The 21,169-nt window shown below is 73.2% G+C and carries 16 protein-coding genes and 1 pseudogene; 6 read left to right on the top strand and 11 right to left on the bottom strand.

Annotated elements, in window-relative coordinates; translation table 11 throughout:
- Positions 1 to 21: 21 nt before the first annotated feature.
- Positions 22 to 1,422 (bottom strand): CAP domain-containing protein, encoded by a 1,401-nt coding sequence (locus ACZ60B_RS37245; RefSeq protein WP_469395195.1) that lies wholly within the window; start codon positions 1,420 to 1,422, stop codon positions 22 to 24.
- A gap of 118 nt (positions 1,423 to 1,540) precedes the next feature.
- Positions 1,541 to 2,791: a serine hydrolase domain-containing protein gene (locus ACZ60B_RS37240; protein WP_469395193.1), complete on the bottom strand. Its 1,251-nt coding sequence runs from the start codon at positions 2,789 to 2,791 to the stop codon at positions 1,541 to 1,543.
- 335 nt (positions 2,792 to 3,126) lie between these two features.
- Here ACZ60B_RS37240 and ACZ60B_RS37235 point away from each other — a divergent pair, with 335 nt between their 5' ends.
- Positions 3,127 to 4,956 carry a M4 family metallopeptidase gene (locus ACZ60B_RS37235; protein ID WP_469395191.1) on the top strand — a complete coding sequence of 610 codons (1,830 nt, stop codon included), beginning with the start codon at positions 3,127 to 3,129 and terminating at the stop codon, positions 4,954 to 4,956.
- A gap of 93 nt (positions 4,957 to 5,049) precedes the next feature.
- Here the strand turns inward: ACZ60B_RS37235 and ACZ60B_RS37230 are convergent, their stop codons facing one another.
- From ACZ60B_RS37230 to ACZ60B_RS37215, 4 genes are read right to left on the bottom strand one after another with little or no spacing between them, the layout of a single operon-like run.
- Positions 5,050 to 8,022, bottom strand: a complete 2,973-nt coding sequence (locus tag ACZ60B_RS37230) for a helix-turn-helix transcriptional regulator (RefSeq protein WP_469395189.1) — start codon at positions 8,020 to 8,022, stop codon at positions 5,050 to 5,052.
- Positions 8,023 to 8,075: 53 nt separating this feature from the next.
- Positions 8,076 to 8,426 carry a UBP-type zinc finger domain-containing protein gene (locus ACZ60B_RS37225; RefSeq protein WP_469395187.1) on the bottom strand — a complete coding sequence of 117 codons (351 nt, stop codon included), beginning with the start codon at positions 8,424 to 8,426 and terminating at the stop codon, positions 8,076 to 8,078.
- The gene (locus tag ACZ60B_RS37220; RefSeq protein WP_469395184.1) at positions 8,423 to 9,883 is read right to left on the bottom strand and encodes an ATP-binding protein; all 1,461 of its coding nucleotides are present in this window, start codon (positions 9,881 to 9,883) and stop codon (positions 8,423 to 8,425) included. The genes ACZ60B_RS37225 and ACZ60B_RS37220 overlap by 4 nt, the downstream gene beginning before the upstream one ends.
- Positions 9,880 to 11,556 carry an NAD(P)/FAD-dependent oxidoreductase gene (locus ACZ60B_RS37215; RefSeq protein ID WP_469395182.1) on the bottom strand — a complete coding sequence of 559 codons (1,677 nt, stop codon included), beginning with the start codon at positions 11,554 to 11,556 and terminating at the stop codon, positions 9,880 to 9,882. The genes ACZ60B_RS37220 and ACZ60B_RS37215 overlap by 4 nt, the downstream gene beginning before the upstream one ends.
- 209 nt (positions 11,557 to 11,765) lie before the next feature.
- Between ACZ60B_RS37215 and ACZ60B_RS37210 the strand changes: the two genes are divergently transcribed.
- Positions 11,766 to 12,638, top strand: coding sequence for a universal stress protein (locus ACZ60B_RS37210; RefSeq protein ID WP_469395180.1), 873 nt, complete (start codon positions 11,766 to 11,768; stop codon positions 12,636 to 12,638).
- A gap of 53 nt (positions 12,639 to 12,691) precedes the next feature.
- Here the strand turns inward: ACZ60B_RS37210 and ACZ60B_RS37205 are convergent, their stop codons facing one another.
- Positions 12,692 to 13,927: a DUF4032 domain-containing protein gene (locus tag ACZ60B_RS37205; RefSeq protein ID WP_469395178.1), complete on the bottom strand. Its 1,236-nt coding sequence runs from the start codon at positions 13,925 to 13,927 to the stop codon at positions 12,692 to 12,694.
- Positions 13,928 to 13,993: 66 nt separating this feature from the next.
- Positions 13,994 to 14,740, bottom strand: a complete 747-nt coding sequence (locus ACZ60B_RS37200) for an MBL fold metallo-hydrolase (protein WP_469395176.1) — start codon at positions 14,738 to 14,740, stop codon at positions 13,994 to 13,996.
- A gap of 96 nt (positions 14,741 to 14,836) precedes the next feature.
- Between ACZ60B_RS37200 and ACZ60B_RS37195 the strand changes: the two genes are divergently transcribed.
- Positions 14,837 to 15,589, top strand: coding sequence for a DUF6348 family protein (locus ACZ60B_RS37195; RefSeq protein WP_469395174.1), 753 nt, complete (start codon positions 14,837 to 14,839; stop codon positions 15,587 to 15,589).
- A 94-nt stretch (positions 15,590 to 15,683) separates the two neighbouring features.
- Here ACZ60B_RS37195 and ACZ60B_RS37190 read toward each other — a convergent pair whose 3' ends face one another.
- Positions 15,684 to 16,313 carry an alpha-ketoglutarate-dependent dioxygenase AlkB gene (locus ACZ60B_RS37190; RefSeq protein WP_469395172.1) on the bottom strand — a complete coding sequence of 210 codons (630 nt, stop codon included), beginning with the start codon at positions 16,311 to 16,313 and terminating at the stop codon, positions 15,684 to 15,686.
- A gap of 136 nt (positions 16,314 to 16,449) precedes the next feature.
- Between ACZ60B_RS37190 and ACZ60B_RS37185 the strand changes: the two genes are divergently transcribed.
- Positions 16,450 to 17,097 (top strand): TetR/AcrR family transcriptional regulator, encoded by a 648-nt coding sequence (locus tag ACZ60B_RS37185; protein ID WP_469395169.1) that lies wholly within the window; start codon positions 16,450 to 16,452, stop codon positions 17,095 to 17,097.
- Positions 17,098 to 17,114: 17 nt separating this feature from the next.
- Positions 17,115 to 18,788: an FAD-binding dehydrogenase gene (locus tag ACZ60B_RS37180; protein WP_469395167.1), complete on the top strand. Its 1,674-nt coding sequence runs from the start codon at positions 17,115 to 17,117 to the stop codon at positions 18,786 to 18,788.
- Positions 18,789 to 18,876: 88 nt separating this feature from the next.
- On the opposite strand, the gene ACZ60B_RS37175 is transcribed toward ACZ60B_RS37180, so the two are convergent.
- Positions 18,877 to 19,227, bottom strand: coding sequence for a DUF488 domain-containing protein (locus tag ACZ60B_RS37175; protein ID WP_469395164.1), 351 nt, complete (start codon positions 19,225 to 19,227; stop codon positions 18,877 to 18,879).
- A 152-nt stretch (positions 19,228 to 19,379) separates the two neighbouring features.
- On the opposite strand from ACZ60B_RS37175, the gene ACZ60B_RS37170 reads away from it, so the two are divergent.
- A complete protein-coding gene (locus ACZ60B_RS37170; RefSeq protein ID WP_469395162.1) occupies positions 19,380 to 20,831 on the top strand; it encodes a M1 family metallopeptidase in 1,452 nt (483 codons plus the stop codon).
- Positions 20,832 to 20,909: 78 nt separating this feature from the next.
- On the opposite strand, the pseudogene ACZ60B_RS37165 reads toward ACZ60B_RS37170, so the two are convergent.
- Positions 20,910 to 21,169 (bottom strand): annotated as a pseudogene (locus ACZ60B_RS37165) (IS630 family transposase); the annotation flags it as partial.

Here is a 21,169-nt window from a genome sequence, read left to right as displayed (position 1 = left end):
ATCGGGCGAGGAGGTTGCCTCTCAGGCGCCGAAGAGCTGGGTCCAGTACGTTCCCGCAGGTCCGCCGCCCGCGAAGCCGACCCCGATATGGGTGAAGTCGGGCTTGAGGATGTTGGCCCGATGCCCTGGACTGTTCATCCAGCCCTCGACCACCTCGGCGGGGGAGCGCTGCCCGCAGGCGATGTTCTCGCCGATCGAGCGCCGGGTGGAGCCCGCCGCGGCGGCTCGGTCCCACGGCTCGGTCCCCTCGGGCGAGGTGTGGGAGTAGAAGGCGCGCGCCACCATGTCCGTGCTGTGGGCCCGCGCGGCGGTCGCCAGCCGTGGGTCGGCGGACAGCGGCCGCAGGCCCGCGCGGGCGCGCTCGGTGTTGGTGCGCGCGACGACCTCGGCCTCGGTGCGGGCCAGTCCGTCGACGGTGAGCGGTGCCGCCCACAGGGCGGTCCAGTAGGTGTCGCCGCCGGCCGGTACCCGGGCCAGACCCGCGTGGGTGAACGCCGGGTCCTCCAGGGTGCGCCGGGGCCGGTCGGAGTCCAGGCAGTACGCGACGAACTCGGCGGGTGTGCGCGGTCCGGACACCAGATGCTCACCGACGGTGAGATACGCGTATCCGGCGGCGGTGACGCGCTGGTGGACGGAGACGCCGTCCCGTCCCTCGGCGCCGAGCCGGCGGGCCGCGGCCATGGCCGCCGCGTGCTCGCGCGCCGCCCCCACCAGCCGGGCGTCGAGGGTGACGGGCGGGGCGCCGGCCCGGGCGCGGGCGGAGTTGACCAGGTCCAGGAAGCCGTCGGGATCGGGGGCGGGCACGTGTCCCGGCGCGGGGCCGCCCGCCGGGACGGGAGCCCGGCCGGGCGCGGACCGGACCGCGGACGCCGTCGGGCGGGCCGGAGGCGGCGCCGGGCGGGCCGCCGGTGACGCGGGGGCCACGGCGGACGGCCCGGGCGGCTCGTCGGTGACGTCCACGCCGAAGTCCCGGGCCAGGCCCGCCAGCCCGTCCGCGTACCCCTGCCCGACGGCGCGCAGTTTCCAGCCGGTGCCGCGCCGGTATATCTCCGCGAGCAGCAGGACCGTCTCCTGCCGGGGCCGCGGCGGGGCGAACCGGGCGATCGCGCGGCCCCGCGGGTCGGTGACGTACAGGGTGGGAGCGGGCAGCCGGTCCAGGGAGGTGGCGGGGTCGGCGGGACTGACCACCACGGTGACCCGGGTGGCTCCGGCGCGCAGCGCGGCCGGGTCGATCCGCAGGGTGTCACCGCCGAGCCGGGCTCCCGGGGCGGACGGCTGGTTGTAGAAGACGAAGTCGCCGTCGCCCCGGACCCGGCCGCTGTCGTCGGTGACGAGCGCGGACACGTCGAACGGGCCGGGCACCCGGACGGTCAGCGCGCCGTCCGGGAGGGGCACGTTGCCCCCGGGGACCAACTCGCTCATCCTGCCGCCCTGGTGTCGTGGTGCAGGACCCTGCCGGACGTGCCGGGGCCCTCCATCCGACAACGCGCCCCGGCGCGCGGGGGTTCCTGGCCCGTCGTGCGATGTCGGTCGCACGGTGTCAGTCCAGCACGGCCCCCGGGGCGATGTCCTCGTGCCGTTCCACCGACGAGGCCCGCCCGGCCGCGCCGCCCACGCGGTCGCGCGCACCGCAGAACGCGGACTCCAGCGTGCCCAGCACGGTGTTGAGCACCTTGCCGTTGTTGGAGGTGGTGGCGAGCGCGGTGAGGCTGCGGCCGCCGTCCCCGGAGGCGAACGCGTAGCTGTAGTAGCCCTGCACGGCACCCGTGTGCCCGTACACGGACACCCCGCAGGACAGATCGCGCCGCCGCAGCCCGAGCCCGTACCCCTGCGTGGGATTGACCACGGTCCACCGCTTCATCTCGGCCAGCCGCGCGGCCGAGGTCAGCCGGCCGCGCAGCAGCGCCGTGTAGAAGGCGCCGAGGTCCCGGGTGCTGGAGATGATCGCGCCCGCGCTCTGCGCCCACGACGCCGTCTGCTCGGTGGCGTCGACCAGCGGGGCGCCGGCCCGGTCGGGGGTCAGATAGCCGTGGGCGTGGCGGCCGGGGATCCCGGTGCCGGGATGGACGTAGAAGGTGTCGCGCAGCTTCAGCGGGTCGAAGATCCGCTCCCGGTAGACGGTGCCGACCGGTCGGCCGGTGAGCTTCTCGATCAGCAGCCCGGCGACGACGAAGTTGGTGTTGGAGTAGGAGTAGGCGGCACCGGGCGCGGCGGTGCGCGGGTGCCGCAGCGACAGGTCCACCAGTCGGCGGTAGGTGAAGACCTTGGTGCGGACCGCCTCGAAGCCCTGGACCGAGTCGGCGAACATGTCGTTCGTGTAGTCGTACAGGCCGCTGCGGTGGCTCAGCACATGGCGCACCGTGATCCGGGCGTCCGGCAGCAGGCCGGGCAGATGGCGGTCGACCGGGTCGTCCAGCTCCAGCCGGCCCTCGTCGACCAGTTGCAGCAGGACGACGGCGGAGAAGGTCTTGGTGATGCTGCCGACCCGGAAGCGGTCGGCGTCGGCCAGGAGCCGTCCGGTGGTGCGGTCGGCCACCCCGACGGCCGCCGTCCGGACCGTGCCGTGGTCGTCGATCCGGGCCATGGCGCCCGGCGCGCCCTGCCGCTGCGCCGTGCGCAGGACCCCGCGCAGCCCCGTGAGATCGGGTTCGGGCTGCGGGGGACGGGTGGTCACGGCCGGTGCCGAGGTGGGGCTCGCCCCTCGGGGTGTCGCGTGCGCGGGTGCCGCCGGCAGCGACAGCAGGACCGCCGTCGCCAGTGCCGTACCTCTTCGGGCCGTCGTTGTGGCCATGCGGTTCCTCGTCCGTCGTCGGTCGATGGGGATGCGGGTGCCACGGGCGAACGTCAATGCGAGATGTGTCACACCCGTACGAGGGCAACCTTCTCGCCTCTCGTCATATCTCCACGGTTGACGCACAGTTGGTCGCTCGGCGATCACTGAACGGGGTGGATTTGCAAAGTAATGCCATGAAAAGCAGGTAAGTAGACTATTTACTCTTTACATGGACATGACTGATCCATAAGGGTTCCACTCCGGGGCTCTCCCGGCCCCCATGGCGCTCGACACCGTCATGCGTCAGCGCGGTCGGAGTTCCCGGCCGTCTGTGAACTAAGGAACCCTCAGTAGTGCGTAGACCCCATATACGCAGCCTGGCGGTGGCCGTCGCCGTGACGACGACCGCCACCGGACTGGCGGGCACCGCCCTCGCGGCCCCGGCCACGGGGACGGGCGCGGGCACTGCCTCGACCTCACCCGCGTCCGTGGTGGGGGCGGCCGTGGCCGTCGCCTTCGCCCACGCCTCGGCGACCGGCCTCGCGCCCGGCGACGAACTGCATGCCCAGGACGTGCTGATCGACCCGGAGGGCGCGCGCCACGTCCGGTTCGCGCGCACGCACCGGGGGATGCCGGTCCTCGGCGGCGACCTGGTCGTCCACCTCACCCGGAACCTGGCGTACGCGGGTGTCACCCGCGCCGCCGACCACGTGGTCAAGCCCGCCGCCGTCAAGGCCAGGCTCACGGCGCGACAGGCCGAGCAGAAGGCCGCCGCCGTGGCCAAGGGCGACGCGGGCGGCGCCCGGCTCGTGGTCGACGCCCGTGACGGCTCCGCCGCCCTCGCCTACCAGGTGCGGGTGAGCGACAGCGACACCACCGAGAGCGGCGGCTCCCGTACGGTCGTCGTCGACGCCGTCACCGGCTCGGTGCGCAGCAACGCCGTCGACCAGGACGAGTTCCTGTCGCCGCGGCTGCTGGCCACCCTGCGCGAGCGCGGCGAGACGATCTCCCCGGCCGTCGGCACCGCCCCGCGGTCCGCCTCCTCCCTCGTCGGCTCCTCGATCGCCGGCTCGTCGGCCTCCGCGGTGTCGTCCGCCGCCGTGACCACCGGCCGCTACCCGGCGACCGCCTTCGGCACCGGCTCCTCGCTCTTCGTCGGCAAGGTCCCGCTGGTCACCACCCGGACCGCCGCCACCACGTACGTGCTGAAGGACCCCTCCCGCTGGGGCACCGAGACGCGCGACGCCAAGGGCCTGGAGCTGGAGGTCTTCACCCAGGGCAAGCAGTTCACCACCACGAACGACACGTGGGGCAACGGCGCCGTCTCCAGCCGCACCAGCGCCGCCGTCGACGCCCAGTACGGCATCACCAAGACCCTGGACTTCTACAAGAAGACCTTCGGGCGCAAGGGCATCGAGAACAACAGCAAGGGCGCCCGCGCCATGGTCCACTTCGGCAACAAGGTGGGCAACGCCTTCTGGGACCCGTACTGCGACTGCATGCTGTACGGCGACGGCGACGGGACCTTCTTCAAGAAGCCGCTCGTGGTCCTCGACGTCACCGGGCACGAGCTCACCCACGGCGTCGTCGACGCGACCGCCCGCCTGGAGCCCACCCGGTACGACAACCTGGGCAACCAGTACGGCGAGCCCGGCTCGCTCAACGAGTCGCTCGCCGACGTCTTCGGCTCCAACGTCGAGTTCAGCGCGAACAACGCGAACAACCCGCCGAACTACCTCATCGGCGAGAAGCTGGGCCTGTCCCAGAAGTTCCTGCGCCGTCTGGACAAGCCCTCCCTGGACACACTGGAACGGACGATCGACTACTGGTCGCCGGCGGTGTACGACACCGAGGTCCACGCCGGCTCCGGCGTCTCCTCGCACGCGTACTACCTCCTCGCCGAGGGCAGCGGCAAGAAGACGATCGGCGGTGTCGCCTACGACTCGCCTACCTACGACGGTCTGCCGGTGACCGGCATCGGCCGCACCAAGGCCACGGCGATCTACTACCGGGCCCTGACCCGCTACATGGTCTCCACGACCGACTTCCACGACGCGCGCGTCGCGACGCTGAAGGCGGCGAAGGACCTCTACGGGGCGGACAGCGCGGAGTACCAGGCGGTGGACCGGTCCTGGGCCGCCGTCAACGTCACCGCCGCCAACACCCCGGCCGCGCGCAACTGACGCGAGGCCCGACGGGGTGTCCCGGGTGCCCCGCCCCCGGGCGGGGCACCCGGTCTCGTACTCGGCGCCGTACCGCCTCGGTGGGCGCCCGGGTCAGCCGGACGCGCTCGGCTCGCGGACGATCAGCCCCTCCCGGTAGGCGATCGCCACCGCCTCCGTACGGCTCGCGGCGCCCAGCTTGGCCAGGATGTTGGAGACATGGACGCTGGCCGTCTTGCCGGTGATGAAGAGCTCCTCGCCGATCAGACGGTTGCTGCGGCCCAGCGCGAGCAGCCGCAGCACGTCCTGCTCACGGGCGGTCAGCGGCGACGGGCGATCGTCGGACGGCCCGGTGTCCGCCAGCCGCCCGCGCCGGACCAGGGCGTCCACCTGCTCCCGCAGCGGCGCGGCACCGAGCAGTTCGGCGCTCTCGCGCACCGCCCGCGCCTGCGCGGCGGCCTCCTCCCGGCGGTCGGCGACGAGCAGCGCCTCGGCGAACCGCAGCCGGCAGCGGGCCTGCTCGTACACGTCCCCGTAGCCGAACGCGGCCACCGTCTTCTCCCAGACCACCGGATCCGGTCCGGACGCGGCCCGGGTCCACTCCGCCTCCGCCCGGGCCAGCCACGCCTGCCCCTCCGGGCCCTGCGGCGCACCGGACCCGCCGAGCGCGGCGGTCTCCCGGGCCAGTTCGACCAGTTGCGTCGCGGTGTCCGTCCAGCGGCCCAGCTCGGCTTCCTGGCCGGGCTGGCCCGCGCGCCCCGAGCGGCGCAGTTCGGCGGCCCGGTCGGCGACCGCGGACAGCGCGAGCGCCACCAGCCGGACCGCGGCGTCCGGCAGCCGTCCCCCTTCGGACAGCGCCGAGACCGTGGTCCGCGCCCGCTCCACGGCGTCCTGCGGGTCCCCGCGCAGCGCGGCGTCGTCCGTCAGCACGATGCCCGCGACGAGCGTGGCGAGCCAGTCGAAGGGCTGCCGAAGCAGCTCCCGGGCCCGGTCGGCGGCCGCCCGGTCGCCCCGCGCGACACCGACGTACCACGCGGGTCCCAGCGCGAACCCGCCCGACGGGGGCAGCGCCTCGGCGGCGGCCGCCGCCGCTTCCAGACACGCGTCCCACTGCCCCAGGGTGTACATCGCCAGCAGCTGGAGATAGCGCATCTCCAACGGATACGGCGCGGCCTGCAGTCCCGCGCGGCGGGCCCGGTCCAGCCCCTCGGCCAGCCAGGGCAGACACTCCTGGAACTCGCCCGACTCGAAGCAGCCGATGGCCAGATGGAACAGCGCACGCATCTCGACCGTCGTGTTGCCCGAACGGCGCGCCAGTTCACGGGCCTCCTTCAGCCCCTCACGGCCCTGCGGGGTGCGCCGGGTGTCGCCCTCCAGCCCCGCCAGCGAGATCAGCAGGTCGGCCTGCGCGTCCGTCACCCGCAACTCCCTCGCCACCGGCAGCGCCTGACGGGCGACCCGCAACGCCGTCGCGTCGTCGCCGAGCTGACGCGCCGCCAGGACGTGCGTGGCCGCCGCCCACACCCAGGTCGGCGACGGAGGGTCGGCCGGTATGAGCGCGAGCGCCTCGCCGCTGTGCGCGAAGGCCGCGCCGTGGTCGACGCCCAGCAGGTTCCCGGCGAGGGTGTAGCGGACCCGGGCGGCGAGTTCGGAGTCCGCGTCCTGTCCGACGCCGGCCAGCGCGGCCCGGGTGAGCGCGACCGCGCGATGGCCCTCGCCCGCGTGCGCCGCCGCCACCGAGGCGCGCAGCATGAGCGAGATCCGGTCCGTCCCCTCGCCCGTGGGCAGCGCCGCCGCGTCCACCGCCGGCCAGAGGTCCAGGGCCGTCTCCAGGTGCCGCAGCTCCTCCGCGGGCGCTCCGACCCGCTGGGCGTGCCCGGCGGCCTCCAGCGACGCGGCGAGCGCCTCGGCCAGGTCATGGCTCTCGCGGTAGTGGTGGGCGCGCTCCGCGGCCGTCTCGGCCGGCTGCCCCCGCCCGGCCAGCAGACGCGCGAACGCCCCGTGCAGCCGCGCCCGTTCACCGGGCAGCAGATCGGCGTAGACCGCCTCGCGGGCCAGCGCGTGCCGGAAGGCGTACGTGTTGCGGCTGTCGGTCACCAGGAGCTGATGCCCGACGGCCTCGCGCAGCGCCGACTCCAGCTCGTCCTCGGGCAGTCCGACCGCCTGGCTCAGCAGGTCGTGCTCGACCCGGCGTCCGGCGACGGCGGCCGTCCGCAGCATCGACTGGGCGGTCTCGGAGAGCTGCTCGACCCGGATGAGCAGCAGATCGGCCAGGCCGCTGGGCACCCCGCCCACCCGGGCGTCGGTGGCGGCGAGCAGCTCCTCCGCGTAGAAGGCGTTGCCCTCGGCCCGCTCCACGATGCCGCGCACCGTCGCGTCGGGCAGCGGACGGTCCTGCCGGGCGCGCACCAGCCGGGCGACCTCCCCGTCGGTCAGCGGCCGCAGCTCCAGGCGCTCGACGGCGGGCAGTCGCACCAGTTCGGCCAGCAGCGGACGCAGCGGGTGGCGGCGGTGCAGGTCGTCGGCGCGGTACGAGCCGAACACGGTGAGCCGCCGGGCGGGCGCGCCGCCCGCCGGGCGGGCGAGGACACCGCGGCTGAGCAGGAAGCGCAGCAGGTCCCGGGAGGACTGGTCGGCCCAGTGCAGATCCTCCAGGACCAGCAGCAGGGGCGCGGTCGCGGCCAGGTCGGCCAGCAGTGCCGCGACCGCCTCGAACAGCCGCAGCCGTCCGCCCGCGTCCCCGGCGGCCTCCGGCCCCGCGCCGAGCAGCCGGTCCACCGCGTGATGCGCGGCCAGGACCGGCGCGAACCGCTCGTCGGCCGCGACCGCCGCCAGGATCTCGGTGAACGGCAGATACGGCAGCCCCACGTCCCCCAGGTCGACGCAGTGGCCGGTGAACACGGTCGTACCGGACTCGGCCGCCCGCGCGGCGACCTCGTCCAGGACCCGGGTCTTGCCGACCCCGGCGTCCCCGGCGAGGAGCACGGCACGGGCCTCGCCGGCGCGGGCGTGCTCCAGCACACCGGCGAGGCGGGAGAGTTCCGCCTCCCGGCCGACGAGAGGGGTGGTGAAGACGGGTTGCGGCACGGCCCCATCCTGGCACGGATCACCGACAGCGCCGCGGCCGCGTGACGACGGGCTCAGTGCAGCGACTGCGACCAGTTCTCCGGTACCCGTCCCGCCGGTCCCGGGACCGGCTGGTCCAACGGGTGGTGTTCGGGCGGCGCGAGATCCGGGCCCGACTCGTACAGTTCGTTCGTCTCGTAGTTCCAGAACCAGTCCTCGCCCGGTTCGAAACTGCGCACCAGCGGATGCCCGGACGCCTTGAAGTGGGCGGTGGCGTGCTGGGCGGGGGAGGAGTCGCAGCAGCCGATGTGCCCGCACTGCGTGCAGCGCCGCAGATGGAACCACCAGCCGCCGGCCGTGTCGCACTCGACGCAGCCCGCACCGCTCGGCGGGACGCCCGGTTCGATGCCGTCGACGTTGCTCACAGCGCCTCCTCGGTAGTGGTCTCGGGATCCGCCCCGGTGAGCGGCAGCAGGATCCGGAACCGGGTGTCACCCGGCACGGACTCGACCTCGATGCTGCCGTGGTGCTTGTTGACGACGATCCGCCAGGAGATGTCCAGGCCCAGCCCGGTGCCCTGGCCCACGGGCTTGGTGGTGAAGAACGGGTCGAAGATCCGGCCGCGGACCTCCGGCGGTATCCCGCCGCCCGTGTCCCGGAACACCACCAGCAACTGGTCGTTCTCCCGCGCGGTGCTCACCGTCAGCGTCCCCTCCCCGCCCGCGTCGGCGATGGCGGAGACCGCGTTGTCGATCAGGTTGGTCCACACCTGGTTGAGCTCCGCCGGGTAGGCCGGGATGCGGGGCAGCGAACGGTCGTACTCCTTCACGACCTTGATCTTCCCGCCGATCTTCCCGGAGAGCATCAGCAGCGTGCTGTCCAGGAGTTCGTGCACGTCGGCGACCTGGAAGGGGGCGCGGTCGAGCTGCGAGTACTGCTTGGCGGCGTTGACCAGGTTCGAGACGCGGGTGGTGGAGTCCTCGATCTCGTCCATCAACAGCTCGGTCTCGACCGTGTAGTTGAGCCATCCCACCGCCCCGGGCAGGATCTCCTCGTCCACCGCCGCGGCGACCTGGTCCAGCCACTCGACGTGCAGACCGGCCTGGACGAAGGTGGGCGCGAGCCGCCAGCCGTCCGGGATGCCGTGGTCGTCGAGCCAGTCGGTGACGGCGTCCTCCCGGTCGGAGGCCTCCAGCGGGCTCAACGTGGGTGCCTTGGCGACCAGTTCGGCCGTCCGCTCCTGGATCTCGATGAGGCCGGCGAGGGCCTCGCGCGGATACGGGCCCGCCGAGATCACGCTCAGCTTGTGCCGCATCTTCGCCACCCGCTCGCGCAGCGTCGCCGTGGCCCGCACGGCCGCCGCGGCCGGGTTGTTGAGCTCGTGCGTGAGCCCGGCGGACAACGAGCCCAGCGCCAGCAGCCGTTCGCGCTGGCCGATGGCCCGTTGCGTGTTCTTCGACCCGAAGAACAGCCCCTCCAGCAGATGGACCGCCATCGGGAACCACTCCTGCATGATGCCCGCGAACGTGTCCGCGGGCATCACGAAGAACCGCGTCGGCTCGGTGACCCGCATCGAGTTCGTGTAGACCTGCCGCACCCGGTCGCCGATATAGGCCTGCATCGCCCCCGCGTACACCCCGCGCTGCGAGGTCCGGCCGACCTCGACGTCGTCGTCGCCGACCCGGCGGGACAGCACGACGGTGCCCTCGACCATCACGTAGAAGCAGGTGGCGGGCTCTCCCTCGGCGTACACCGGCCCCGGTTCGTACCGCTCCACCCGCCCCTCGTGGCACAGCCTGCCGAGCTGCTCCGGGGTGAGCTTCTCGAACAGGAACAGCGAACCGATCTCCTGCGGCCGGCACTCCACCCGCTGCCCGCTCACGACTGCTCCAGATACCGGTGGACGAGCATCACGGCCATGGCTCCCTCTCCGACGGCGGACGCGACGCGTTTCGCGGACTCGGCGCGCGCGTCGCCCGCCACGAACACGCCGGGAATACTGGTCTCCAGGTGGTACGGCGGCCGGTCCAGCTCCCAGCCCGCGGGCGGCCGTCCGTCGGGTGTCAGGTCGGGCCCGGCCAGGATGAACCCGCGCTCGTCGCGCAGCACCGTGCCGCCCAGCCAGTCGGTCAGCGGGGCCGCGCCGATGAACACGAACATCCACTGCGCGTCGACGAGTTCGCTCTGCCCGCTCGCCGTGTCGCGCAGGGTCAGCCGCTCCAGATGGTCGGAGCCGTGCGCGCACTCCACCACCGTGCCGGTGCGCACGGAGATGTTGGGCGCCTCCTCGATCTGCTGGATCAGGTAGTACGACATCGAGGCCGCCAGCGACGACCCGCGCACCAGCAGCGTCACCGACTTGGCGCCCCGGGACAGGTACATCGCGGCCTGCCCGGCGGAGTTGGCGCCGCCCACGATGTACACGTCGTGCCCCTGGCAGGAGGACGCCTCGGTCAGCGCCGACCCGTAGAACACCCCGCAGCCGGTGAGATCCGTGACGCCGGGCGCCGGCAACTGCCGGTAGGAGACCCCCGTCGCCAGGATCACGCTGTGCGCGGCGATCGCCGAGCCGTCCGAGAACCGTACGATCCGCGCCGCGCCGTTGATCTCCAGGCCCGTGACCTCGCGAGCGGTGAGGATCTCGGCACCGAACTTCGCGGCCTGCCGCCGGGCCCGGTCGGTGAGCTGGGCGCCCGACACCCCGTCCGGGAACCCCAGGTAGTTCTCGATCCGGGAGCTCTGCCCGGCCTGCCCGCCGGTGGCCTCGCGCTCGACCAGCACGGTCCGCAGCCCCTCGGACGCCCCGTACACGGCCGCGCCGAGTCCGGCCGGGCCGCCGCCGATGACGACGAGATCGTAGAAGTCGGCGGTCGGTGTGGTGGCCAGCCCCACCCGGGCGGCCAGCTCCGGCGCCTCCGGCTCGACCAGCGGGGTGCCGTCCGGGGTGACGACCAGCGGCAGCCGCTGTCCGTCCTGCCCGGCCGCGTCCAGCAGCCGTCTGCCCTCCGGCTCGTCGGCGGAGTACCAGCGGTAGGGCACCTGGTTGCGGGCCAGGAACTCCCGCACGTCCGACGAACGCGCCGACCAGCGGTGCCCGACGACCTTCGTGGTCGGCACCGCCCGGAAGTCGCTGGCCCGCCAGGCGACCAGCAGGTCGTCCAGGACCGGGTAGAGCTTCTCCTCCGGCGGGTCCCACGGTTTGAGCAGGTAGTGGTCGAGGTCGACGACGTTGATCGCGTCGATCGCCGCGTCGGTGTCCGCGTACGCGGTCAGCAGCACCCGGCGCGCCCCCGGATACACGTCCAGCGCCTGTTCCAGGAACTCGATGCCGTTCATCTGCGGCATGCGGTAGTCGGCCAGGATCACCGCCACGAGGTCCCCGCGCAGCTTCAGCTCGCGCAGCGCGTCCAGCGCGGACTCTCCCGACTCCGCGCGCACGATCCGGTACGACTCGCCGTAGCGCCGTCGCAGGTCCCGGGCGACGGCACGGGAGACCCCCGGGTCGTCGTCCACGGTCAAGATGACGGTCCGCGCTGCCTCGGCGGCCTGTGCCATGCGTCTCCCACCCCGAGTGGTCGGATGTGCGGCACGGCGCCTGCGTCGCCGCCGAGCCGACTCCCGCCATCGTATGTTCGATCGCCCCGCTTCGCTCAGGTACGAGGGAGCCGGGCCCACCCGAGATCATGAACGGCGGGCGTGCCGGGAGGGCCGTGGGGAAGACTGGGTGTTCCACGGACGGCACGCGACACAGGGAGGCGACGCGCATGACGCGCCCCATCACGGCAGGCGTCGACGGAACGGACGAGAGCCTGGCCGCGCTCGCCTGGGCGGCGCGGGAGGCCGTGCGCAGGCGGCTGGCGCTGCGGGTGGTGCACGCCTGGCGGTTCCAGCGGGACGCGGCGCCGGACGTGGCCGAGCGCGACGCGCAGGAGCGCTGGGTGCGGGACGCGGTGGACGGCGCCGTCCGCACCCTCGCCGAGCACCACCCCGACCTGGAGGTGTCCACCGACGTCCTGGAGGGCGACGCGGCCGAGTCGCTCGTCGCCGCCGCGGCGGACGCCGAGCTGCTGGCGCTGGGCTCGCGCGGGCACGGCGCAGTCGTGGGCTTCCTGCTGGGCTCCGTCGGACAGCAGGTGATCGCCGAGGCGGTCCGGCCCGTGGTCCTGGTACGGGCGGGGGACCAGGCCGCCGCCGAGGCCGGCGGCCGCGAGATCGTCGTCGGGCAGGAGGGCGGCCCGGACGACAGCGCCGACGTGCTGCGGTTCGCCTTCGAGACGGCCGCCGTCCGCGGTGCCACCGTGCGCGCGGTACGGGCCTGGACGCTGCCGCCCGCGTTCGCCTACAGCCCGGGTTCGCTCCGGCTCCTCGACGACGCCGGGGGCCTGGAGCCGTACGAGACGAAGGCGCTCGGCGAGGCCCTCGCGCCCTGGCGGGCCCGCTTCCCGGACGTGCCGGTGGTCGAGCACGTGGAGATGGGCAGCGCTGGCCAGGTCCTGCTGTCGGTGGCCGGGCGGGCGCAGCTCGCGGTGGTCGGACGCCGGGCCCGCCGTACGGCCGTGGGGGCCCGGATCGGCTCCGTGGCGCACGGGGTGCTGCACCACGCGCCCTGCCCGGTCGCCGTCGTCCCGCACGACTGAGCCACCCCGGCGTCGGCGGCGCCCGGGTCGCCCGGGCGCCGTCGGCTCCGGCCTCACTCGGGCTCCGTCGGCTCCAGGGTGTCGCGTGCCTTGGGGAGGATGTTCGCGACGTAGTCCGCCACGACCCGGTCCAGGCCGATGTCGTGCTGGGCCCGCTCCGACAGGTACCAGCGGTGTTCGAGCAGCTCGTGGTAGATCTCGGCCGGGTCCATCGCACCGCGCAGTTCGAGCGGCACGGCGCGCACGGTGGGCCGGAACACGTCCCGCACCCAGCGGTGCGCCAGCACCTCCGGGCGGGCCGCGAGCGGGTCGCCCGGTGCGTAGTCGTCCTGGGTCGCCATCCAGCTCTCCAGGTCGTTGAGCAGCCGTCTGGCCTGGTTCTCCTCGGTGTCCAGGCCGGTCAGCCGCAGCAGCTGACGCTGGTGGTGACCGGCGTCGACGACCTTGGGCACGAAGGTGACCGAGTCGCCGTGGGCGGAGTGCTCGATCTGCATCTCGGCGACGTCGAACCCCAGGTCGTTCAGCCGGCGTATGCGGCGCTCCATGTAGTGGTGCTTGCCCGCCGGGTAGACGGAGGTGCGGGTCAGCTCCTGCCACAGCCCGTCGTAGCGGGCGCAGATCTCCTGGCCGAAGCCGATCGGGTCGACGGCCGGGTGCAGTGCCCCGGCCGCCTCCAGGTCGAGCAGCTCGCCGCTGATGTTGACCCGGGCGAGGTCCAGGTCGTACTCGCGCTGCCCGGGGCTCAGCCGAGCGTGCAACTCGCCGGTCTCCGCGTCCACCAGGTACGCCGCGTAGGCGCCCGCGTCGCGCCGGAAGAGCGTGTTGGACAGCGAGCAGTCGCCCCAGGCGAACCCGGCCAGATGCAGCCGCACCAGCAGCACCGCGAGGGCGTCCATCAGCCGGTGCATGGTCGCCGGGCGCATGGTCGTCTCGAACATCGAGCGGTACGGCATCGAGCCGCCGAGGTGCCGGGTCACCAGCGCCGGTTCCAGCGGGGCGCCGTCGGCGTCGAGGCGGCCGGTGACCACGGCCAGCGGGTCCACCGCGGGGATGCCCAGCCGGTCGAGGTCGCGCAGCAGTTCGTACTCGCGCAGCGCGGGCCGCCGGGCGAGCTCCTTGACGGCGATCACCTCGTCGCCGGCCCGCGCGTAGCGCACCACGTGCCGGGAGATGCCCCGCGGCAGCGGGACCAGGTACTTCTCGGGCCACTCCTCCAGGGCCGTGTCCCAAGGGAGTTCGAGCAGGAGTGCGGGGTGCTCCGGGTTGGTGGCACTGATCTGCAAAGCCATGGCCCGAGCTTAGGCGGCCTGCGGAACCGGCCGCCGGACCGTCCACGGACCGGCCACGGACCGGCCCTAGGCCGCCCGCTCCCGGGCCAGTCGTGCCGCCGCCTCGACCGATCCCCGGTGCACGGGTCCGTGTCCGGGGAGCAGCAGGTCGGCGGAGAGGGCCTCGATGACGGACAGGGAGGCGACGGCCCGGGCCCGCTCGTGGTGGAACATGTCGGGCAGCAGCTGAGGGCCCTTGGTCCGCGCGGTGGCGTGGCCGCTGACCAGGGCGTCGCCGGAGACCACCGCGCCGACCTCGGGCAGATGGAACACCGCGTGTCCGGACGTGTGGCCGGGGGTGTGCACGGGCACGGGCCGGCCGGGCAGGTCCAGCGCTCCGGTGCCGGTGAACGGCGCGGGCGCCGTCACGGGATGCTGCTCGGTGCCGCCGACGCGCAGCACGTGCACCAGCCACGGCAGCACCCCGGGCCGCCACACGTTGCCCAGCACCTGTCCGACGCTCACCTGCTGGAGGAAGTCCCGGCGCGCGTGCGGCACTTCGTCCTCGTGCAGGTAGACCGGCGTGCCGTAGGTGCTGCGCAGGTACTCGGCCGAGCCCAGGTGGTCGTTGTGGGCGTGGGTGATCAGCACGGCGGCGACGGCCTCCGGCGAACTCCCCACCGCGGCCAGGGACTCCAGGACCTGCTGCCGGTCTCCCGGATAACCGGTGTCGATCAGGGTCGCGGCGTCCCCCTCGGTGAGGATCACCCAGTTGGTGTTGCTGCCGTGCACCAGGTAGGTGCCGTCCGCGACTTGCTGCACATCCGCCCGCATGATCGCCCCGTGTGGTGTGGTCGGTGCCTGACCCGCACAGCAAAGCAGATCATCAAGAAGGCTCCCCAGGCGGGTCGGCTCCGTAGGATCCCTCGTATGCCTTGGATACGCCGCCGTGCGCGCAAGCCCGAGCCGTCCGCGGAACGCCTGCCGGACCTGGAGTTCCTCGCCCTGGTGAAGGCGAGCCTGGAGGAGTACGCGCCCGGTGTGACGCAAGGCGCCGAACTCAAGGGCCAGTCGCTGCTCAGTCCGCACGGCTGGGCGGTGGCGGTGGCGCCGCCCCACCACGGGGGCGGCCGGCACTACGACCTCGTCGCGCTGCCGGACGTGAGTCTCCAGCCGGACGTGCCGTGCTTCATGGACTGCGTCGTCGCCATGTCCGGCAACCCGCGACAGGCGGCCGACTCGTGGGTGCGGACGGCCGGCGCGTGCCTGCTCGAACTCCTCGACCCGCAACAGCGCTTCGCGGAGCACGCGGGTCCCGATGACGAGCGCGGTGTCCCCGGTATGCACTCGATCATCTCCGGTGTGGTCGGCGTCGGACTCGACACCTCCGAGAACCGGCGCATCCAGACCGCCCTGCTGGAGGCGAACGTGCTGCACCGCCTCGCGGACACGTTCGCCGCGGACCTGGAGTCCCCGTTCTTCAACGGGGTCAAGGTCTTCTACGGCGGGCGGCCCGGCTCGATGGAGACCGAGATCCGGGTCAACGGGGACCGCCACGAGGCCGCCTCGGCCGCCATGGCGGCACTGGACCTGCCCGAGCCCTCGGTGTTCACCGCCGTGCGCCATTACGCGTTGCTGATCCCCGAGCGGGCCGAAGGCGGGGAGCCGGACCGCCCGGCGTAAGGCAGGAGGCAGGAAGCGGGCGGCGGGGAGGCGGGCGGCGGGGCGCCCGGCCCCCCGGTCCGTCACGCCCGGCGGGGCGATCGGTGGACCTCCGTCACCGCACCCCGCGCGGCCGGAACTGGATGCTGACGCGCGGCCCCGCGGCGCGCGCGGTCTTGGGTACACAGTGCTCCCAGGTGCGCTGGCAGGAGCCGCCCATCACGATCAGGTCGCCGTGGCCCAGCGGACGCCGCACGGTGTCGCCGCGTCCGTGCAGCGGCCGCAGCAGCAGGTCGCGGGGCGCGCCCACGGAGAGGATCGCCACCATCGTGTTCTCGCGCGCGCCCCGGCCGATCCGGTCGCCGTGCCAGGCGACGCTGTCCCGGCCGTCGCGGTAGTAGCACAGCCCGGACGTGACGAACGGCTCGCCCAGCTCGTCCGCGTAGCGCGCCGAGAGCAGCTCGCGTGCCTCGGCGAGCACCGGGTGGGGCAGCGGGTCGTCGGCGCCGTAGAACGCGAGCAGCCGGGGCACGTCCACGACCTGGTCGTACATCTTCCGCCGCTCGGCATGCCACGGGACCTCGGCCACCAGCTGTTCGAAGAGCGCGTCGGCTCCGGCGAGCCAGCCGGGAAGCACGTCGATCCAGGCGCCCTGGCCGAGCTCCGTGCGGCGCGTCCCGTCGAGCCGGCCCAGCCGCAGCCGGTCGGTCTGGTCGAAGAGCGAGCCCTGGAGGTGCGTGGTCATGGATCCAGCGTACGTCTTAATCGAAAATATGTTCCCCTATTTCCTCACCCCCGCGCCCGCCGCGTCACCTCGCCGCACACCTCTTTCGATGCACTGACGTATCGGATACATTCGCGTATCGAACGGAGGTGGGGGCATGGCGCAAGCGGCGCAGCAGCCGGCGGGGCGGGTCACCAAGCGCCGGGTCCGCACCCGTGCCAACCTGCTCTCCGCCGCCTTCTCGGTGTTCGCGGCCAAGGGGTACGGGCGCGTCTCGATCGAGGAGGTCTGCGAAGCCGCCGGCTACAGCAGAGGCGCCTTCTACTCGAACTTCGACAGCCTGGACGAGCTGTTCTTCGCCCTCTACCGCGAACGCGCCGACCTCATCGCCGACCAGGTCGCCGGGGCGCTCGCCCTCGACGGACCCGACCTCGACGTACCCGCCGCCGTGGACCGCGTCACCGAGGTGCTCCTGCTCGACCTGGACTGGCTCCTGGTGAAGACGGACTTCCTGGTGCACGCCGCGCGCGACGCGGTCGTGGCCCGGACCCTCCTGGAGCACCGGGCCCGGCTGCGGCGGGCCGTCGCCGACCGGCTCTCCCGCGCCCGGGGGCACACCGAACTGCCCGCCGTGCTCGGCGACGCCGACGGCGCCGCCCACGCCGTGGTCGCCGCGTACGACGGCGTCACCACCCAACTGCTGCTGGACAAGGACGTCGAACGCGCCCGCGCCTGGCTCAAGCAACTGCTCACCGCGCTGCTCACCGACGGCAGCGACAAGCCCGCCGCGCAGCGCGGCGGATGAGGAAGGAAACGGTCGCCATGGACGCGGACGTCATCGTCGTCGGAGCGGGCCTCGCCGGCCTGGTCGCGGCGCACGAACTCACCAGCCGGGGCAGACGCGTCGCCCTGGTCGACCAGGAGAACGCCGCCAACCTCGGCGGCCAGGCGTTCTGGTCCTTCGGCGGACTGTTCCTCGTCGACTCCCCGGAACAGCGCCGCCTGGGCATCAAGGACTCCTTCGACCTCGCCTGGACCGACTGGCAGGGCAGCGCGCAGTTCGACCGCACCGAGGACGAGGACTCCTGGGCGGTGCGCTGGGCCCGCGCCTACGTCGAGTTCGCGGCGGGGGAGAAGCGCTCGTGGCTGGAGGGCCACGGCATCAAGCTGCTGCCCACCGTCGGCTGGGCGGAGCGCGGCGACCTGCGCGCCGACGGGCACGGCAACTCCGTCCCCCGCTTCCACATCGCCTGGGGCACCGGCACCGGGGTCGTCGAGCCGTTCGTCGACTACGCCCGTCAGGCCCAGCGCGACGGACTGCTCACCTTCCACCACCGCCACCGGGTCGACGAACTCGTCGTCGAGGACGGCGCCGCGCGCGGGGTGCGGGGCACCGTCCTGGCCGACGACGATTCCCCCCGCGGCGTGGCCTCCAACCGCGAGGCGGCCGGCGAGTTCGAGCTCACCGCGCAGGCCGTCGTCGTCACCAGCGGCGGCATCGGCGCCGACCACGACATCGTCCGGCGCCACTGGCCCGAGCGGCTGGGCACGCCCCCGGCCCGGATGGTCACCGGCGTACCGGAGTACGTCGACGGGCGCATGCTCGACATCAGCGCCGCGGCCGGCGTCAGACTGGTCAACCGCGACCGCATGTGGCACTACACCGAGGGCATCCAGAACTGGAACCCGATCTGGCCCGGCCACGGCATCCGCATCCTGCCCGGCCCGTCCTCGCTGTGGTTCGACGCCCTCGGCCGCCGGCTGCCCGACCCGTGCCTGCCCGGCTACGACACCCTCGGCACCCTCAAGCACCTGCGCACCACCGAGGACCTCGCGGGCCACGACCACTCGTGGTTCGTCCTCACCAGGAGGATCATCGAGAAGGAGTTCGCGCTGTCGGGCTCCGAGCAGAACCCCGACATCACCGCCAAGGACCGCAAGGCGGTGCTGCGCGACCGGCTGCTCGGCAAGGGCGCGCCCGCCCCGGTGACGGACTTCCTGCGGCACGGCGCCGACTTCGTGATGGCCGACACCCTGGAGCAGCTCGTCGAGAAGATGAACGGCCTCACCGACAAGCCGCTGCTCGACGCGGCGGAGATGCGCCGTCAGATCGAGGCCCGCGACCTCCAGATGGCCAACCCCTACAGCAAGGACTCGCAGATCCAGGGCATCCGCAACGCCCGCCGCTACATCGGCGACCGGCTCGGCCGCGTCGCGACCCCGCACCGGATCCTCGACCCGGCGGCCGGCCCGCTGATCGGCGTCAAGCTGCACGTCCTCACCCGCAAGACGCTCGGCGGCATCCAGACCGACCTGGACTCCCGTGCCCTGGGCGCCGACGGCACCGCGATCGACGGTCTGTACGCGGCCGGAGAGGTCGCCGGATTCGGCGGCGGTGGCGTGCACGGCTACAACGCGCTGGAGGGCACGTTCCTCGGCGGCTGCCTCTTCTCCGGACGGGCGGCCGGGCGGGCGGCGGCGAAGCAGACGGGCTGACCGTCCCCGCAGGTCGCCGCCGCGAACAGGGTGACTGCCGCAACCGCCGTGACGGTAGCGGCAGTCACGGCGGCCCGGCCCGGCCCGCTCAGCTCTGGAGGAGATGGGCCAGGACGGCCGCGTGGCTGTGGTCCGGGGACTTCGAGGCGGTCAGCAGGGTGACGGGCCCCTCCTCGGCCGACTCGCGCAGCACGTCGACGAGCTCCGCCGCCTCCGGCGCGGCGAGCTCCGCCTCGTAACGGCGCGCGAACTCCTCGTAGGACGCCTCGCCCTCGTGGTACCAGCGGCGCAGCTCGGTGGACGGGGTCAGGCCCTTGGGCCACTCGTCCACCGCCGCCGCGTCCTTCGACAGGCCGCGCGGCCACAGCCGGTCGACCAGGACCCGCACACCGTCCTCGGGCTGCGGCGTTTCGTAGACGCGACGCACACGCACGCTCATGGTCAGGCCCCTCCGAAGTGGCAGTGGTCCTCTCGAGCCTACGACCGTCCGCGAAGTGACGCCCCGTGACTTGACCTGAACGAGGGGGACCGCCGGGCGGGGGCGCCCCTAGTCTGTGGGGGTTTGATCATCGCCACCCCCCAGGAGCGCATGTGAAGCCCACTCAACAGCAGTCCGTCAGAAGCACCGCCGTCCTCGGCCGCAGGGCCGTCGTCGGAGCCGTCCCCGTCGCCGTCGCGGCCCTGCTCGCGACCGCCGGGCCCGCAGCGGCGGGCACCACGGGCGCATCCGGTGCCGCGGACCCGTACTTTCCGCTCGCCGGAAACGGCGGCTATCACGTCAGCCACTACGGTCTGACCCTGGACTACCGGCCGTCGGACCGTCACCTCGACGGCAGGGCCGTGCTCACCGCCCGCGCGACCGAGCGCCTGACCCGCTTCGACCTCGACTTCAAGGGCCTGAGGATCACCGGCCTCACCGTCGATGGGCACCCGGCGGCCTTCCGGCGCAGCGGTCAGGAACTCGTCGTCACCCCGCGCCATGCCCTGCGCAAGGGGCAGCGGTTCCGGGTCACGGTCACCTACGGCGGCACCCCCGGGCCCGTCACCGACCCGGACGGCTCCGCCGACGGATGGATACCCACCGACGACGGAGCCTTCGTCGCCGGTGAGCCGCAGGGCGCCATGACCTGGTTCCCGGCCGACAACCATCCCAAGGACAAGTCCGCCTACGACTTCACCCTCACCGTTCCCGAGGGACATGCCGCGATCGCCAACGGCGTCTTCCTCGGGCGGCGCACCGCCCACGGGAAGACCACCTACCGCTGGCGCCAGGCCGAGCCGATGGCCGCCTACCTGGCGACCGCGACCGTGGGGAAGTTCAAGGTCGAGCGGTACACCACCCGCGACGGCGTGCAGGTCGTCAACGCCGTCGACCCGCGTGAGGCGGCCGCCGCCGCACCCGTGCTGAAGAAGCTGCCCTCCGTGCTGGAGTGGGAGAGCAAGGTCTTCGGCCCCTACCCGTTCCGTGCCGCCGGTTCGATCGTGGACCACGCGCCCGACGTCGGCTACGCCCTGGAGACCCAGACGCGGCCCGTGTACGACTCCGCGCCCGACCTGGCCACCCTCGTCCACGAGAGCGCCCACCAGTGGTTCGGCGACTCCGTCTCCCTCACGAGCTGGAAGGACATCTGGCTCAACGAGGGCTTCGCCACGTACGCCGAGTGGCTCTACAGCGAGCAGCACGGGGGTGACAGCGCCCAGAAGGCGTTCGACGCGCTGTACGCGCGTCCGGTGGGCGACGAGCTGTGGGCGTACCCGCCCGCCGACCCCGGCAGCGGCGCGAACATCTTCGGCACGCCCGTCTACGCGCGCGGCGCGATGGCCCTGCACGAGCTGCGCACCGCCGTGGGCGACCGCACGTTCCTCCGCATCCTGCGCGCCTGGGCCACCGGGCACCGCGCCGGACACGGTACGACCGCGCAGTTCGAGCGCCTCGCGGAGCGGGAGTCCGGCAAGAAGCTCGACGGCCTGTTCCGGACCTGGCTGTACGCCACCGGCAAGCCGGCCGGGACCAGCAAGCCTGCCGGGTCGAACAAGTCGTAGGCCCGGACGAGTTGCGCACCCGCGTCGGCCGCCGGGAGGCAGGGCCGACGCGGGTGCGGTCCGCGGGGGAGGGGCGCTCTAGTCTTCCGAGTCGGGAATTCTGTTCAGATATGAGGCGAGGCGTTCGAGGATCTCGTCCGCAGTCTTCGTCCAGACGTAGGGCTTGGGGTCGGTGTTCCAGGCGGCAATCCAGTTGCGGATGTCCTTCTCCAGGGCTTGGACGGACCTGTGGACGCCTCGCCGTATCTGCTTGTTGGTCAGTTCGGCGAACCAGCGCTCGACGAGGTTCAGCCAGGACGAGCCGGTCGGCGTGAAGTGCAGATGGAACCGGGGGTGGG

This window comes from Streptomyces sp. NPDC104096 (assembly GCF_055584385.1).
The sequence above is the reverse complement of the archived record's forward strand: the minus strand, read 5'-3'. Positions and strand labels throughout refer to the sequence as shown.